We start from the raw sequence: 14,132 nt of genomic DNA on the forward strand, positions 1-14,132 counted from the left end.
CCCTTTTTTTACCCCCGCCGCGGTACCTTTGCGCACCCCCCCCCCCCGCGCGGGGGGGGTGGGGGCGGCCGCCCCCCCCCCGGAGAGGGGGCCTTCGTAGAGCGCGGTTCCCCCTCTCCGTCTCGGCTTCGCCGAGCCACCTCTCCCCCACTTTCGTGGGGGCGAGGAACCCAAGCTGGAATGAAGCCGCGATGCCAACCTGAAGCGATTTCCCTAAAACACAGCAACTTTGTTCTTGCTTTGTGCCGGCAGCTATGCTACTAATTTGGGTATGGTGCCATTTGGCTCCAACGACCCGCCCACCGAGGCGGGTTTTTTTGTTTTGAGATTCCGAAGTTGCCGACGTGAGGCGGGACAGCGCCCTGGACAGCCCCTCTCTGTCCTGCCGGACATCTCCCCCACTTGGGGGGAGATTGGCCGTCACCTCTCGATTTCGCTAATCACAGCGGTGAAGAGCGCAGAACTCGACGCGTGTGCCTGCCATTCTCTACGCCTCATCCTCATCATCGAGCAGCCGGGTGGCGCGCCAGCGGGTCAGCACGATGTTGGTCTGCTCGATGACGAAGAAGCGCGCGGAATCGCGGTCATAGCCTTCGGCGAGCAGCTTTTCGTAGTCGGTGTGGGCGTGGCGAATATGCGCAATCGTCGCCAGCCATACGGCAATGCTCGGCGGCAAGCTCTTCATGTGCACGGCGCCGGCATCGGCACGGATCTTTTCCATGTCGGCATAAGGCGCCAGCGGCAGCAGCGCTGTCAGCGCCTTGGCGATGGCGCGGCGGCGGCCGGTCGGCGCGCTCATCACTCCACCGGCCCTGGCTCGTCCCGCCCGGCGATGGTCGCATCGGCAAAGGCATCGGTCGAGGCGAAATAAGGCTTGATGTCGATGACCGGCGTGCCGTCGAGCACGTCGATGGCATCGAGATCGAGGCGGCCGGTGTCGATGTCGACGGCAACCAGCCCGGCGACATGCAGCCCAATTGGGTTCGGCCGGGCAGGGGAGCGCAGCGAAAAGACGCCTTTTGGCTCCGTGGCATGGCGGGGTTTCTGGACAATCAGTTGCCGCGGCGCATGGTGCAGCCAGGACAGGATGATGACGTGGCTAGCGCGTTCCAGCCCAAGCAGGCCGTCCCGATAGAGCGGATCGATCGTGAGAACCGCCGGCTGTCCCATCTCCCGCGCTGCCTTCATGTTCTTGGGGCAGGTCTCCCGCGTGATCCAAGGCGAAGCGATGCGGCCGATGAAGACGACATGGCCATCCGGCGGCATCGTTGCCGGGTCGGTTTCCAGGAGCTTTTCGCCGCTGCGCGTTTCGAACATGGTTCTCGCCCCGATCATGCGTCCGTTTTTGCGCGATCCGCCACGCATGCGTCATTTTCTTGTCCGGAAGCGACATAGCGCTTGCAAGCCTATCCAAACCGACATAAACATATGTTTATATCTTTTCAAAGAGAATGCTCGCATGCATGTCGCTCTCGACACGATGGTAGATACATTGAAGGCGGCGGCGGAATCCAGCCGGCTGCGCATATTGGCGCTGCTGTCGCGCGGCGATCTGACCGTGTCCGACCTCACCGAAATCCTCGGCCAGTCGCAGCCGCGCGTCTCGCGCCATTTGAAATTGCTGCTGGAGGCAGGGCTGATCGGCCGCTACCAGGAGGGCTCGTGGGCGTTCTTCCGGCTATCGGATTCCGACGCGTCGCGCGATTTCGTGCTCAGGCTGGTCTCCGGCATCCGCGGCGCCGATCCGCAGGTCGAGCGTGATCTCGAACGGCTGACCGCGGTCAAGCGCAAGCGGCAGGACCGGGCTGCCGAATATTTCTCGGTAAACGCCGCAAGCTGGGACCATATCCGCTCGCTGCATGTGCCGGATCGCGCGGTCGAAGCAGCTCTCATCAAGCTCGTCGGCAAGCGGCCGTTCCAGTCGATGCTCGATCTCGGCACCGGCACCGGACGGCTGCTCGAGATATTTTCGCCGCTCTATCGGCGCGGTGTCGGCATCGACATGTCGCGCGAGATGCTGACGGTGGCGCGCGCCAATCTCGACAAGGCCGGCGTTTCGAATGCGCAAGTGCGCCAGGGCGACATTTTTGCGCCACCGGTCGAACGCGACGCCTTTGATCTCGTTACCATCCATCAGGTGCTGCATTATCTCGACGATCCCGCCCGCGCCATCCGCGAGGCGGCGCGTCTGTTGCGCCCGGCCGGCCGGCTGGTGATCGTCGATTTCGCGCCGCACGCGCTGGAGTTCTTGCGCGAGGAGCACGCGCATATGCGTCTCGGCTTTTCCGACCGGCAGATTGGCGACTGGTTTTCCGAGGCCGGCCTCGACCTTGAGGACAGCCAGGAATTCGAGCCGCGCGGCGGCAACGAGGCCAAGCTCACCGTCAAACTCTGGCTCGGCCGCGACCGGCGCATGCTGATTGCCGAGCCTTCCAACGACAGACAACCGGCCAATGCGTATCCGATAGGGGAAACCGCCTGATGAACCAGTTCCGCTTCTCCCGCCGCCCCGACATCGGCGACAAGGTCAGGGTTTCGTTCGAGTTCTTTCCGCCGAAAAACGATGAGATGGAAGCAAGGCTGTGGGACACGGTCACCCGGCTTGAGCCGCTCAAGCCGAAATTCGTCTCGGTCACCTATGGCGCCGGTGGTTCGACCCGCGAGCGGACGGCCCGCACCGTCAAGCGCATCCTCAATGAAACGACGCTGACGCCGGCGGCGCACATGACTTGCGTCGATGCGGCGCGTCACGAGGTCGATGCGGTGATCCGGGAGTTCGCCGATATGGGCGTCAAGCGTTTCGTCGCCCTGCGCGGCGATCCGGCAGAGGGCGTCGGCGCGGCTTACCGGCCGCATCCGGAAGGCTATGCCAATGGCGCCGAACTGGTTGATGCGCTGAAGGGCGCCGGCGATTTCGACATATCGGTCTCGGCCTATCCGGAAAAACATCCGGAGAGTCCGGATTTCGCCACCGACTTCGACATGCTGAAGCGCAAGGCCGACAACGGAGCGACGCGGGCGATCACCCAGTTCTTCTTCGACAACGATCTCTATGAGCGCTATGTCGAGCGGGCACGGCGGGCCGGCATCTACATACCGATCGTGCCGGGCATATTGCCGGTGCACAATTTCACCCAGGTCGCCAACTTTTCGGCGCGGTGCGGCGCCTTGGTGCCGGCATGGCTGGCCGAGCGTTTCGATGGGCTGCAGAACGATCCGCAAACGCATGCGCTGGTGGCATCGGCCGTGGCGGCCGAGCAGGTGCTGGACCTTGTCGAGCGCGGCGTCGGCGATTTCCACTTCTATACGATGAACCGGGCCGATCTGGTCTTCGCCATCTGCCACATGATCGGCATCAGGTCGCACGAAGTCGAGGCGGCGGGATCAGCCGCGGCGTAAGGCGGCAAGCTCCTTTTTGAATGTCAAAAATCGGGGGAATGCAAAAGGCCGGGCAAAATGCCCGGCCTTTTTAATGGTTTGGAGTATTCGGTGCTGGTCTTCCCCCGCTCAGCGGCCTTATGGAAGAACGCCCATAATGAGGGCGCCGATGAATGCAAACGCAGCACAAATCATCAATGCGTTGATCGGCCTCGTCAGTCCCATGTCATAGCCTCCTCTTAAAGAGCTATGGCGAGAGTCTAGGGTCATTTGTGCCACAGGCAAGCAGAAACTTTGCTGCAATGCGACGAGATTGTGGAATTTGCGACCTGCCGTTTGCCGTTAGGCATTGAAACTCTTTGTCAAAAGCCGGCTCGGGACCTGTGAATAATTTGTGGCAAAGCCGGGGCAGTAACGAGAATGGCAGCGCTACCGCGCCAGAAATCGGAAATCGATTTTCGGACCGACTGAAGATTCGAAGCGTCGGAGCGTCCTTTGCATATCCAACCGGGTGCTGCACTGCGATGGGCAGCAGCGCGTTGCGAGGATAGCCCAGGACTTGAATATGCTGCCAATTGGCAGTATGTTGCCTGCCAAGTGATGGAGGTCGGAATGAGTGTCGCTTATGCGGTTCGCGATCCTGCAAATCAGGCTTTGCCGGCAAATCTGGCGGATGCCTCGGCACGGGCGCGGATCACGCCAGCTGCTGTTGCCGGCATCGTCAGGCTCGCAGACATCTGGCATCTGACCAGCACCGAGACCTGTACCTTGATTGGCGACGTGTCGGAGAGAACCTGGTTCCGCATGAAGAAAGGCGAGTGGGAGGGCGTTCTCTCCCAGGATTCGCTGACACGCATCAGCGCCCTGATCGGCATCTTCAAGGGACTGCGGCTTCTGTTTTCCGAAGGGCTTGCCGATGAATGGGTGCGGTTGCCGAACAAAGGGCCTCTTTATGGTGGCCGGCGCCCCCTGGACGTGATGATCGAGGGCGGCATTCCGAGGCTGCTGCAGGTTCGCCAACATATCGACGCTTTGCGCGGTGGACTTTGAATGCAGATCCCATCACGCGCGGACATTTCCCAGCGCGACACGATCCGGCTGATTTCGACAGGCAGGCTCAAGGAACCGGTCCTGATGCCGTTGGCCAGGAATCATGGAGATTTGGAGGACCTTGCGGAGCTCGAAGGAGCCACCAGCGGCCGCCTTCAGGCGCAGCAAGGGGGATTGCCCGACCTCGATCCGCGCGAACTGGTTTTCGGGAGACCGGGCTACACCTTCATCAATGCGGCGTTCGCTTACACCCGTCCGGGCGGCAATCGTTTCAACGATGATGCCAGGGGCGTCTGGTATTGTGGGTTCGATGCGGAAACCGCGCTCGGCGAGGTCTCGTTTCATCTGACGCGCGAGCTTGCCGCGATCGAACGGTTCGAAAACGTCACCGACTACGCGGAGCTCGTTGCCGACTTCATAGGCTCGTTTCACGATCTGCGCGGTGCTGAGTTCAGCAAGGACCCGGTGCTCGATCCGGATACCGCCTTAGCCTATCCTGCCGGTCAGGCGCTGGCGAAGCAACTCCGCAAGCAAGACGCCGCGAGCGGTCTTGTGTATCCTTCCGTGAGACATGTCGGCGGGACCTGCCTTGCCGCCTTCCTTCCCGATCTCGTTCAGAATCTCCGGCAAGGCGGTATCTGGCGTCTGGAATGGCAGGGTTCATCTGTTCCCGCGATCACGCCCAAATAGCGCACGATCGGGAGCGACAACTTCGCTGCGCCATCTCTAACGCCGCCCGAACAGGCGACCGTCGATGGTGACGAGGCCGAGGGCGATCAGCGCCATGCCGCCGAGTTCGAACAGTTCGAGCCGCTCGCCCAGGAACAGGAAGCCGAGCAGGATGGCACTGGCCGGCACGATGAGCGTGACCAGCGAGGCGTTGGTGGCGCCGGTCGAGGCGACGAGATTGAAATAGAGGATGTAGGCGAAGGCCGTCGACAGCAGCGCCAGTGCCAGCACCGCCGCCCAGACCGGCGGCGAGGCCGAAAACAGATTGGCGGCATCATAGGTGAACAGAACGACCGGGATCATGATGATGGTCGAGCAGGTCAATTGTCCGGCGGCAATGACCGGTGACGGCACGCCCTTGAGGCGGCGGGCAATCATCAGTGCAGCCGCATAGGATAGCGACGCTCCGATGAGCGCGAATTTCGCCCAGACCGGACCGCCGAGCCCGGCGACGAGGCCGGGGCCGATCATCACCGCCGTTCCCGCGATACCAAGGGCGATGCCGGCAAGCTTGTTCCACGACAGCTTTTCGTCGCTGGTCAGGGCGTTGGCGAGGATCAGCGTCCAGAACGGCGTCGTCGAATTGAGCACCGAGGCGACACCGGCGCCAAGCTCGGTCTGGCCGGCAAAGATCAGCGAGAAAGGAATGACATTGTTGGCGAGCGCCAGCAGGAAGAACAGGCCGGCATGCGGCAAGGCGAGGCGAAACGACGGGCCGCGGACCGCAAGATAGAGCTGCAACGCGATCGCAGCGATGGTGACGCGAAACAGCACCAGCACCAGCGGCGGAAGTTCCGCCACCGCAATGCGGGCAAAGAAGAACGAACCGCCCCAGACGGCGCCGAGCAGCAGAAGCTGCGCCCAGTCCTTGAGCACCATCGGACCGCGCATCGTGGTGGTGGCAGCTATCGCCATTGGTCGTCCTCCCAGACGAGATGCCTTGCTCTTCAGGCGTCTGTTCACGCCATACCCGATCCGGCCGCAAGGGCCACCCGAAACCTGAGCGATGGCCTAGCTCGCTCATAACCGGCCTGCAGCACCGGCGTAGCGCCGCGAAGCCAGGGCGGCGAGACATAGAATTGTTTTCATTAGCCGCTAGCTTGGATTAATTGTGCGCAGCCTCAGTCAAGGGATTCGTCCATGCAGCGATTCGAAAATGCCCGCGAGGCAGCGCTGGCGCTTCGCCCGGACGATCCGATCTATTGCTTCCGCCCGCAGGTGCTGAAGGCGGACGCCAAACAGTTCATGGGCATGTTTCCCGGCAAGACCGCCTATGCGGTCAAGACCAATGGCGAGCGGATCGTGCTCAACGCCCTGGTCGAGGCCGGCGTCGGTGCCTTCGATGTGGCCTCGCCCGGCGAATTCGCCGCCGTGCGCGCCGTCTCGCCGGACGCCGAGATGCTCTACATGCACCCGGTGAAGGCGCAGTCGGACATCAGGCTGGCGCTGGAAAAATACGCCATCCGCGTCATTTCGCTCGACCATGAGGACGAGGTCACCAAGCTGACCAGGGTGGTGCGGGCGCTCGACATCGATCCGGGCGCCATCACCGTGTTCGTGCGCATCCAGACGAAAGGCTCGGCGGCCTACGAACTGTCGAAGAAGTTCGGCGCCGGACCGGCCAATGCGGTCGAACTGGCCGAACGGCTGAACCGGACGGGCTACAAGGTCGGGCTGTGCTTTCACGTCGGCAGCCAGATCGAGGATCCCGACACCTATGAGCGGGCGCTGGCCTCCGCCGACTGGGTGCGCAACCGCGTCGGTTTCGACATTGCCGGGCTCGATGTCGGCGGCGGCTTTCCCGCCGAATACGGTCATGATCCGAACAGCCGCAAGCCGGAAATGCCGTCGCTCGGCCAGATCATGTCGCGGCTGTCGGGCGACCTCCAGGAGTATCAGTTCGACCAGATGCCGCTGGTGGCCGAGCCGGGCCGGGTGATCGTGGCGCGCTGCCTGTCGCTGATCGTGCGCGTGCTGCTGCGCAAGGGCAAAAGGCTCTACATCAATGACGGCATCTGGGCGTCGCTGTCGGATTCATGGACCGGCAAGATCACGCTGCCGGCACGCTTCATCCCCGATCCGGCGATCCGCTCGCGCAATGGCGAGGACAAGACCATCGTGCCGTTCAAGGTCTGTGGCGCGACTTGCGATTCCGTCGATATATTGTCGCGGCCGTTCTGGCTGCCCGAAACCGTCGATACCGGCGATTGGATCGAGATCGGCCATATCGGCGCCTATTCGCTGTCGCTCCGAACACGGTTCAACGGCTTCTATCCCGACACTTTCGTCGAGGTGGCGACGCCATTCGACGAAGGCGATGCGCCGCAGGGGTTTGCCAGCCTGGAGACGATGGCGGATTAGTGAATGGTGAATAAGTAAAATAGTGAATAGTGAATAGTGAATAGTGAATAGAAGTAGTTCTTGCGTTCCGTCCGCTTCGGTGAATTGTCACCATTCACCATTCACCATTCACCATTCACCATTCACCATTCACCATTCACCATTCACCATTCAGTCAGGCTACTCCGCCGCCGGCCTGGATATTCTCGCCGGTCAGCCAGCGAGCTTCGTCGGAAGCCAGGAAAACCGCGACATCGGCGACGTCGTGCGGTGCTCCGATCCGGCCGAAGGGCGACATGCCGGCGGCCACGGCGCGGTCCCGTTCGGGGAGCAGGTCGGTGTCGGTGAAGCCTGGTGAAAGCGCATTCACGGTAACGGAGCGCGGGCCGAGTTCGCGCGAGAGGACGCGGACGAACTGCTCGACGGCGCCCTTGCTGCCGAGATAAAGCGCCGTCTGCGTGAAGAACATCCTGGTTCCGCCGGTGGAGACGGCAATGATGCGGCCACCGTCGCGAACGCGGCGCGCCGCTTCCTGAAGCGTGAAGAAGGTGCCCTTGGCATTGGCGCCGAAGACATGATCGAAATCCGCTTCGGTGGCCTCGACGAGCGGCTTTATGACGGCGACGCCGACATTGGCGACGACGATGTCAATCGGCCCCATCTGCCTTTCGGTTTCGTCGAACAACTTGCGAATGTCGGGAATGCTGGAGACATCCGCCTGGATGGCAACGGCTTTTCCGCCATTCCCTTCAATAGAGGCAACCACTTCCCTGGCGGCCTTCTCGTTGCCGACATAGTTGACGACCACGGCAGCACCCTTGGCCGCGAGCCCCTCGGCGATGGCGCGTCCGATGCCGCGCGAGCTGCCGGTCACAAGTGCGGTTTTGCCTTCGAGTGGACGATGCATGGCTGTTCCTTCCGTCTGATTACGGCCGCCTCGATCGAGCGGCGTTCCAGGGAAAGCTATGGGCATGGTATTGCTCAGAGAATAGCCTATTATCTTACTGACTTGTTAAGCCTGGGGTACATAATGCGCGGAACCGAGTTTTCCGAACTCACGGCATTTGCAGCAATCATCGAAGAGGGCAGCTTCGTCCGCGCCGCGGCCAAGCTCAGGATTTCGCCTCCAGCACTCAGCCAGACGATACGCGGGCTGGAAGAGCGTCTCGGTGTCCGCCTGCTCAACCGCACCACGCGCAGCATGTCGCCGACGGCTGAGGGCGAGAAGCTGTTTGCCCGCATCGCACCGGCGTTCAGCGAACTGGAAGGGGCCGTCGCCGACGCGCATGCATCACGCGGCCGGCCGGCAGGCTCGCTGCGCATCAATGTTCCGCGCATTGCCGCCACGCGTTTCATCGCGCCGATCCTCGGCGATTTCCGCCGCGCCTATCCCGATATCGCCCTCACAATCATTGTCGACGACATGCTCACCGACATCGTCGAGGGCCGCTTCGATGCCGGAATCAGATTGGGTGAGCGGCTGCACAAGGACATGGTGGCGGTGAAACTCAGCGAGGAACTCGAGATGGCCGCAGTGGCGGCGCCGAGCTATCTGGAGCATCACCCGATACCGCGTCACCCCGCGGACCTGCATCACCACCAGTGCATCAATTTCCAGTGGCCCAGCGGCGGCAACATCTACCGGTGGGAGTTCGCCCGAGGCCAACGTGCTTTGGAAGTGGCCGTCAGCGGCGGCCTGACGATCAACGATACGGAACTGATGATCGGGGCGGTTCTGGATGGGGTCGGCGTGGCGTACATGCTGGAATATCAGGTCCGGCCATGGATCGAAGCGGGAAAGCTCATCCGCTTTCTCGACGCCTGGTCGCCGAGATTTCCGGGTTTTTATCTATATCACGCGAGTTCCCGCCAGGTTCCGGCGCCGTTGCGAGCGTTCATCGATTTCCTGCTTGCCAGGCGGTGATGTGAATAGTGAATAGTGAATAGTGAATAGTGAATAGTGAATAGTGAATAGTGAATAGTAGTAACCTCTGGTGCTCAGTGCGGCTCCGGTGCTATTCCTTTTCACCATTCACCATTCACCATTCACCATTCACCACCCTCACAGCCTGTCGAGCAGCTCCGGCGTCGGCCAGCCGTCGACCGGCAGGCCCAGCCGCTTCTGCTCCTTGCGGATCGCTTCGCGGGTGTTGGTGCCCAATATGCCGTCGACGGTGCCGACGTCATAGCCTTTCGCCTCGAGCTTGGTCTGCAGCACCTTCATCTGGTCGCCGTTGAGGCCGGGTTCGGGGTTGCGCGGATCGAATCGCGGCGCGCCCCCCAGCCGGGCGGCAAGATTTGCCGCGGTCAGGGCATAGGTGAAGGACTGGTTCCACTCGAGATAGACGTCGAAATTGTCGTAGGTCAGGAAGGCTGGCCCCTTGCGACCCATGGGCAGCGCCAGGCCGGCCTTCAGGCCGTTGTCGAGAAGCGGCGTACCGTCGGGCCTGGTAACGCCCCACTGCGCCCACTGCGTCAACGGCAGCTTGTTGGTGCGCCCCGTCTGCTCCCACGGCAAATCGTCGGGCACACGGACTTCCTCGATCCAGGGCTGGTCGCGCTTCCAGTCGCGCGACTGGATCTTGCTGGCCGTGCTCATGATCACATCAGGCGCGCTGCCGCGCAGGTCGACCAAGCCATCGCCGTCGCCGTCGACGCCGTGGCCGAGATAGTCGGAAGGCAACATCTGCGTCTGGCCGATCTCGCCGGCCCAGGCACCGGTCACGTCGGCCGGCACCACGCCGCGATCGATCAACATCAGCAGCGGGACGATCTGCGGCCGGAACAGCTGCGGGCGGCGGCAGTCATGCGAGAGGCTCACCAGCGCGTTCAGCGTATGAAAATCGCCCTGCACGGCGCCAAAATCGGTTTCCAGGGCCCAGAAAGCGGCGATGACCGGCGCCTGCACGCCGTATTCGCGATCGGCGCGGACAAAGACCTCGGCATATTTTTGCAGATTGGCCGCACCTTGCTTCAGCCGATGGGACGAGATCATGCGGTTCGAGAATTCGATGAAGGTCTGGGTGAAGACCCCCTGGGCACGGTCGCGTGCCAGCGCCTTTTCATCGAGGGTGGCGTTTTCCAGCGCAGAAAGGCCGGCAGCGCCGACGCCGGCCGCCCTGGCCTCCGCCGCCACGCCCTGCTTCCATGCCTCGAAATCGCCGCCGCATTGCTGTGCCGCGGCCGGCACGGCGCTCAGGAGCAGCGCCGCGAGAAGTCCAAAGCGCGATCGCATCGCCATCCTTCCGAGAAGATTACCAGCGGTTGCGGGCATCCGTCATTGGCTGTGTCGAAAAGCAGGCGGCAGGCCTGGTGTCAACGGGTGTTCTGCCGCAACCACTTCTTCCACGCGGCTTCGGAGCCGTTGAAGACGCTGATGTCGGCGTTTCCGGCCATGCCCGGCACGACACCCGTTCCGGTATACTGCCAGAAGGTGAAGGGATGGCTGCCGTATTTCTGGTGCGGGTGCCCGGCGACGGAGCGCAGCCAGTAGGGGTAGCCGCGGAAGCCCGATAAACCATTATCTTCGAAGAAGTCGACCGACGTGTAGATGATCGGCTTCTTGCCGTAGTGTTTTTCGACGATTTCGAGGAATGTGCTCATCTCGCTGCGTACCGTGGCGGCATCTGGCCGCAGCTTGCAGGTCGGCGATTTCGGGTTCCATTCCATGTCGAGAACCGGCGGCATCGCCGAACCGTCTTTGGGCACGTTCTGGATGAACCAGCGCGCCTGGGTAGCGGCCGGCGTGCAAAAGTAGAAAAAATGATAGGCGGCACGGGGGATGCCCGAGGCCCTGGTGCGGCTCCAATGCTCGTTGAAAGCTTCATCGAAACGGTCTCCGCCTTCGGTTGCCTTGATAAAGGCGAAGGAGATGCCGCTGGCCCTGGCCGCCGGCCAGTTGATCGATGTCTGGTATTTGGAGACGTCGGTACCGTGGACGGCATAGCTCCACGGTGCGCCGCTATCCCATTCATGCGGGTCGGAATCGGCAAAACGCGGCGCGCGTACCGCAACCGTCGGGGCGCTGGACGACGACAGCGATGGCGTCAGATCCTCGACCGTCGAGCAGGCGCCAAGCAGCATCAGCGTGATGAGGACCGCGAAACGGCGCATCGCTACTTCCCGAGCCGGTTTCAGCCGGCCGCTGATGGGTCTTTCCGCGGGTGCCCCCTCGACCGGGCGCAGCGTGTCTGAAACCGACTTACGCGACGCGCCTGGATCTTCGTTTCATGCATTCCCAAACCGTTATGCAGTTTTGGGACGCATGCATTCAAGCCCCGCCGGACGGTCACCCCACAGGATCGCCCGGTCTGTCCTAAGCGCGTCGCTTCGACGCGCTTAGCTCTTTTGTCTATGCATGTCGTTGTCCCAAAACCGCTGCGCACTTCTGGGCGACATTCACCTGTGATCGCCGATCATGGTTGATATTCGGTTGACGGCGCTCGACAAGAGCCGCGATTTTGCCGAAACAATGGCGGCAAATCGATGACATAGATCGAGCGCGCCCGGGGGAACTCAAAATGCAGATCCTTTTGAAGTTCGTCAAATGGCTGCTCGGCTTGGCTGTGCTGGCCGCCGCTGTACTCGCCGGCTGGCTGTATTTTGCGCCGCCGGAACTGATCCGCGTCGGTTCCGGCTATGCGGCCAAGATCGTCTGTTCGAACGTCTTCATCGCCGGGCGAGACGCCGACGATGTGCTTGCCGTCGATGTGCAGGCGCCGGGTCATCCGCTGCTGAAGCTGATGAGAGTGTCGGTCGACAAGGAGAAGGGAACGGTTTCGGCCGGCCTGTTCGGTGTGCTCGGCAAAAGTGTCGCGGTTGCGCGCGACGGGCTCGGCTGCGCCTCGGTTCCCGACGGCGATATTGCCGCCGCCAAGGCTATCGCGGGAGCCGCGCCAGCGGCGGCGCCGCTGCCCGATCTGATCTGGCCGGAGGGCGACAAGGCCGATGCCTCGCAGGATCCCGAGGTCGCGAAAGTCCTCGACGATCCAGCGTCGACCGGCGCCGGCATGCGGGCGGTCGTGGTGGTCAAGAACGGCCGCATCGTCGCAGAGCGCTATGGCGACGGCTTTTCCGAAAAGACGCCGCTACTGGGCTGGTCGATGACCAAGACGGTGAATGCGGCGATCGTCGGCACGCTGGTGAAGGACGGCAAGCTGGCGATGACCAACCAGCGGCTGTTCGGACCCTGGCAAGCAGATGGCCGTGCCGTGATCAGCCTCGCCGACATGATGGCGATGTCGAGCGGGCTGGAATTCAACGAGGATTACGGCGACGTCGCCGATGTGACGCGCATGCTCTACCTCGAACCGGACATGGCCGGCTTTGCCGGATCCAAGCCGCTGACCGGCGAGATCGGCAAGGTGTTTTCCTATTCGAGCGGCACGGCGGTGATGCTGTCCAGGCTGTGGCAGGACGCAATCGGCGACAAGGACAAGGCACTGGCGTGGCCGAGGACCGCGCTGTTCGATCCGCTCGGCATGCAGAGCGCTGTGCTTGAGGCCGACGAGCACGGCACCTTCGTCGGCTCGTCCTACCTCTACGCCACGGCACGCGACTGGGCGCGCTTCGGCCAGTTCCTGCTGCAGGGCGGCGTCTGGAACGGCAAGGAGATCCTGCCCGCCGACTTCGTCGACTGGATGCGGGAACCGGCAACTGCCTCGAAGGTCTACGGCAATGGGCAATTATGGATCGAAGGACCGGGCGACGAAGAAAACCCCGGCGCCGGCACTGCCGCCGGCCTGCCCAAGGATACCTATTGGATGGAGGGGCATGATGGGCAAACGGTTGCCATCATCCCCTCGGAGCAGCTGGTTGTGGTGCGGCTCGGGCTGACGCCGGCCAGGCTCGGCTACCGGCCGCAGGCGATGGTAGCGGCGCTGACGAAGGCGCTACACTGAGGAATGCGGCGGTCGCAGTCTTGTCTATGCGGCTGTCGCCAAAGGCTTGGCGCGATCAACACGCGCCCGCTCGTCGGGTGAGTTCATAACCGTCCAAAGATCGTTACGGCGCTGGACGTTCAACCAGAAATCCGGGCTGTTGCCAAACACCCGCGCCAGAATGAGCGCGGTAGCCGCCGTCACGTTGCGGCGGCCGTTGCACAATTCGTTCACATGCTTGCGCTGGACGCTCATAGCTTCGGCCAAAGCCGCCTGTGTCAGGCCGAGTGGTTGCATGAATTCTTCCGTAAGAATTTCGCCAACCGTTGCTGGCTTGCGTGCGGTCATCAACATGTCTCACCTCACTTATATATAACTGTGGTCGTCGAGATAGATGTCCGACGCCTCGCCCCGGCCCCCGTCCCAGCGGAAGACCAGCCGCCATTGTTTGTTGACACGGATCGAATGGAAGCCTTCGAGATTGCCGCGCAACTTCTCGAAATGGTTGCTGGGCGGCACTCGCAAATCCTGATCGATCGCCGCGTCGTCAATCATCTGGAGCTTGCGGAACAAGCGGCTTTCGAGATCGGACGGAATATTGCGGGAGTGGGTGTCGTCCACGAAGAAAGCCCGCAGCCATCCATCTCTAAAGCCGATGATCATCCCATGCTTCCGGCGAGGAGATAATGTACCACTCCTTGGGTCATATGGCAATGTGTGATTTAGCCAATTAACTGATTTCAGCCACGGCCCTCA

The 14,132-nt window shown here is 62.2% G+C and carries 15 protein-coding genes; 7 read left to right on the forward strand and 8 right to left on the reverse strand.

The features are described from left to right. Positions 1–487 precede the first annotated feature (487 nt). A complete protein-coding gene (locus NKI67_RS24545) occupies positions 488–799 on the reverse strand; it encodes a DUF2293 domain-containing protein (RefSeq protein ID WP_292659440.1) in 312 nt (103 codons plus the stop codon). Next, complete coding sequence (gene tsaA, locus NKI67_RS24550) at positions 799–1,317, reverse strand: tRNA (N6-threonylcarbamoyladenosine(37)-N6)-methyltransferase TrmO (protein ID WP_352647374.1); 519 nt, start codon at positions 1,315–1,317, stop codon at positions 799–801. The genes NKI67_RS24545 and tsaA overlap by 1 nt, the downstream gene beginning before the upstream one ends. Positions 1,318–1,459: 142 nt before the next feature. Between tsaA and NKI67_RS24555 the strand changes: the two genes are divergently transcribed. The 4 genes from NKI67_RS24555 (at position 1,460) to NKI67_RS24570 (ending at position 5,118) form a co-directional block, all read left to right on the forward strand. Beyond that, positions 1,460–2,482 (forward strand): ArsR/SmtB family transcription factor, encoded by a 1,023-nt coding sequence (locus tag NKI67_RS24555; protein WP_352638495.1) that lies wholly within the window; start codon positions 1,460–1,462, stop codon positions 2,480–2,482. Then, positions 2,482–3,399, forward strand: coding sequence for a methylenetetrahydrofolate reductase [NAD(P)H] (gene metF, locus NKI67_RS24560; RefSeq protein ID WP_023676795.1), 918 nt, complete (start codon positions 2,482–2,484; stop codon positions 3,397–3,399). Before NKI67_RS24555 ends, metF begins: the two co-directional genes overlap by 1 nt. 591 nt (positions 3,400–3,990) lie before the next feature. Further along, a complete protein-coding gene (locus tag NKI67_RS24565; RefSeq protein WP_352638496.1) occupies positions 3,991–4,428 on the forward strand; it encodes an antitoxin Xre/MbcA/ParS toxin-binding domain-containing protein in 438 nt (145 codons plus the stop codon). A gap of 174 nt (positions 4,429–4,602) precedes the next feature. Beyond that, positions 4,603–5,118, forward strand: a complete 516-nt coding sequence (locus tag NKI67_RS24570; protein WP_352647377.1) for an RES family NAD+ phosphorylase — start codon at positions 4,603–4,605, stop codon at positions 5,116–5,118. A gap of 36 nt (positions 5,119–5,154) precedes the next feature. Here the strand turns inward: NKI67_RS24570 and NKI67_RS24575 are convergent, their stop codons facing one another. Further along, on the reverse strand, positions 5,155–6,072 hold the full coding sequence (locus tag NKI67_RS24575) for a DMT family transporter (protein ID WP_352638499.1): 918 nt from the start codon (positions 6,070–6,072) through the stop codon (positions 5,155–5,157). 225 nt (positions 6,073–6,297) lie between these two features. Here NKI67_RS24575 and NKI67_RS24580 point away from each other — a divergent pair, with 225 nt between their 5' ends. Next, positions 6,298–7,518, forward strand: coding sequence for an alanine racemase (locus NKI67_RS24580; protein ID WP_352456188.1), 1,221 nt, complete (start codon positions 6,298–6,300; stop codon positions 7,516–7,518). Between the two features lie 154 nt (positions 7,519–7,672). Here NKI67_RS24580 and NKI67_RS24585 read toward each other — a convergent pair whose 3' ends face one another. After that, the gene (locus NKI67_RS24585; RefSeq protein WP_352638500.1) at positions 7,673–8,404 is read right to left on the reverse strand and encodes an SDR family oxidoreductase; all 732 of its coding nucleotides are present in this window, start codon (positions 8,402–8,404) and stop codon (positions 7,673–7,675) included. A gap of 123 nt (positions 8,405–8,527) precedes the next feature. Here NKI67_RS24585 and NKI67_RS24590 point away from each other — a divergent pair, with 123 nt between their 5' ends. After that, positions 8,528–9,421: a LysR family transcriptional regulator gene (locus NKI67_RS24590; protein ID WP_352589424.1), complete on the forward strand. Its 894-nt coding sequence runs from the start codon at positions 8,528–8,530 to the stop codon at positions 9,419–9,421. Positions 9,422–9,559: 138 nt separating this feature from the next. Here NKI67_RS24590 and NKI67_RS24595 read toward each other — a convergent pair whose 3' ends face one another. Both NKI67_RS24595 and NKI67_RS24600 read right to left on the reverse strand, forming a co-directional pair. Continuing rightward, entirely contained in the window at positions 9,560–10,732 is a 1,173-nt protein-coding gene (locus NKI67_RS24595) for a lytic murein transglycosylase (RefSeq protein ID WP_352638501.1), read from the reverse strand. A gap of 80 nt (positions 10,733–10,812) precedes the next feature. Beyond that, positions 10,813–11,610, reverse strand: coding sequence for a glycoside hydrolase family 25 protein (locus tag NKI67_RS24600; protein ID WP_352638503.1), 798 nt, complete (start codon positions 11,608–11,610; stop codon positions 10,813–10,815). 407 nt (positions 11,611–12,017) lie between these two features. Between NKI67_RS24600 and NKI67_RS24605 the strand changes: the two genes are divergently transcribed. After that, positions 12,018–13,397: a serine hydrolase domain-containing protein gene (locus tag NKI67_RS24605; RefSeq protein WP_352647380.1), complete on the forward strand. Its 1,380-nt coding sequence runs from the start codon at positions 12,018–12,020 to the stop codon at positions 13,395–13,397. A gap of 24 nt (positions 13,398–13,421) precedes the next feature. Here NKI67_RS24605 and NKI67_RS24610 read toward each other — a convergent pair whose 3' ends face one another. Both NKI67_RS24610 and NKI67_RS24615 read right to left on the reverse strand, forming a co-directional pair. Further along, the gene (locus tag NKI67_RS24610; protein WP_352453138.1) at positions 13,422–13,730 is read right to left on the reverse strand and encodes a HigA family addiction module antitoxin; all 309 of its coding nucleotides are present in this window, start codon (positions 13,728–13,730) and stop codon (positions 13,422–13,424) included. 12 nt (positions 13,731–13,742) lie between these two features. Next, positions 13,743–14,039, reverse strand: a complete 297-nt coding sequence (locus tag NKI67_RS24615) for a type II toxin-antitoxin system RelE/ParE family toxin (RefSeq protein WP_352456184.1) — start codon at positions 14,037–14,039, stop codon at positions 13,743–13,745. Between the last annotated feature and the right edge of the window lie 93 nt (positions 14,040–14,132).

Source organism: Mesorhizobium sp. M0408, assembly GCF_040321495.1.
In the GTDB taxonomy this organism is placed as follows: domain Bacteria; phylum Pseudomonadota; class Alphaproteobacteria; order Rhizobiales; family Rhizobiaceae; genus Mesorhizobium.

Bases quoted from the DNA above. Each gene is read 5' to 3' on its own strand.
- NKI67_RS24605 (WP_352647380.1), top strand. From the start codon at position 12,018: ATGCAGATCCTTTTGAAGTTCGTCAAATGGCTGCTCGGCTTGGCTGTG.
- NKI67_RS24545 (WP_292659440.1), bottom strand. From the start codon at position 799: ATGAGCGCGCCGACCGGCCGCCGCCGCGCCATCGCCAAGGCGCTGACA.
- NKI67_RS24585 (WP_352638500.1), bottom strand. From the start codon at position 8,404: ATGCATCGTCCACTCGAAGGCAAAACCGCACTTGTGACCGGCAGCTCG.
- NKI67_RS24565 (WP_352638496.1), top strand. From the start codon at position 3,991: ATGAGTGTCGCTTATGCGGTTCGCGATCCTGCAAATCAGGCTTTGCCG.
- NKI67_RS24610 (WP_352453138.1), bottom strand. From the start codon at position 13,730: ATGTTGATGACCGCACGCAAGCCAGCAACGGTTGGCGAAATTCTTACG.
- NKI67_RS24555 (WP_352638495.1), top strand. From the start codon at position 1,460: ATGCATGTCGCTCTCGACACGATGGTAGATACATTGAAGGCGGCGGCG.
- NKI67_RS24600 (WP_352638503.1), bottom strand. From the start codon at position 11,610: ATGCGCCGTTTCGCGGTCCTCATCACGCTGATGCTGCTTGGCGCCTGC.
- metF (WP_023676795.1), top strand. From the start codon at position 2,482: ATGAACCAGTTCCGCTTCTCCCGCCGCCCCGACATCGGCGACAAGGTC.
- NKI67_RS24590 (WP_352589424.1), top strand. From the start codon at position 8,528: ATGCGCGGAACCGAGTTTTCCGAACTCACGGCATTTGCAGCAATCATC.
- NKI67_RS24595 (WP_352638501.1), bottom strand. From the start codon at position 10,732: ATGCGATCGCGCTTTGGACTTCTCGCGGCGCTGCTCCTGAGCGCCGTG.
- NKI67_RS24580 (WP_352456188.1), top strand. From the start codon at position 6,298: ATGCAGCGATTCGAAAATGCCCGCGAGGCAGCGCTGGCGCTTCGCCCG.
- tsaA (WP_352647374.1), bottom strand. From the start codon at position 1,317: ATGTTCGAAACGCGCAGCGGCGAAAAGCTCCTGGAAACCGACCCGGCA.
- NKI67_RS24615 (WP_352456184.1), bottom strand. From the start codon at position 14,039: ATGATCATCGGCTTTAGAGATGGATGGCTGCGGGCTTTCTTCGTGGAC.
- NKI67_RS24575 (WP_352638499.1), bottom strand. From the start codon at position 6,072: ATGGCGATAGCTGCCACCACCACGATGCGCGGTCCGATGGTGCTCAAG.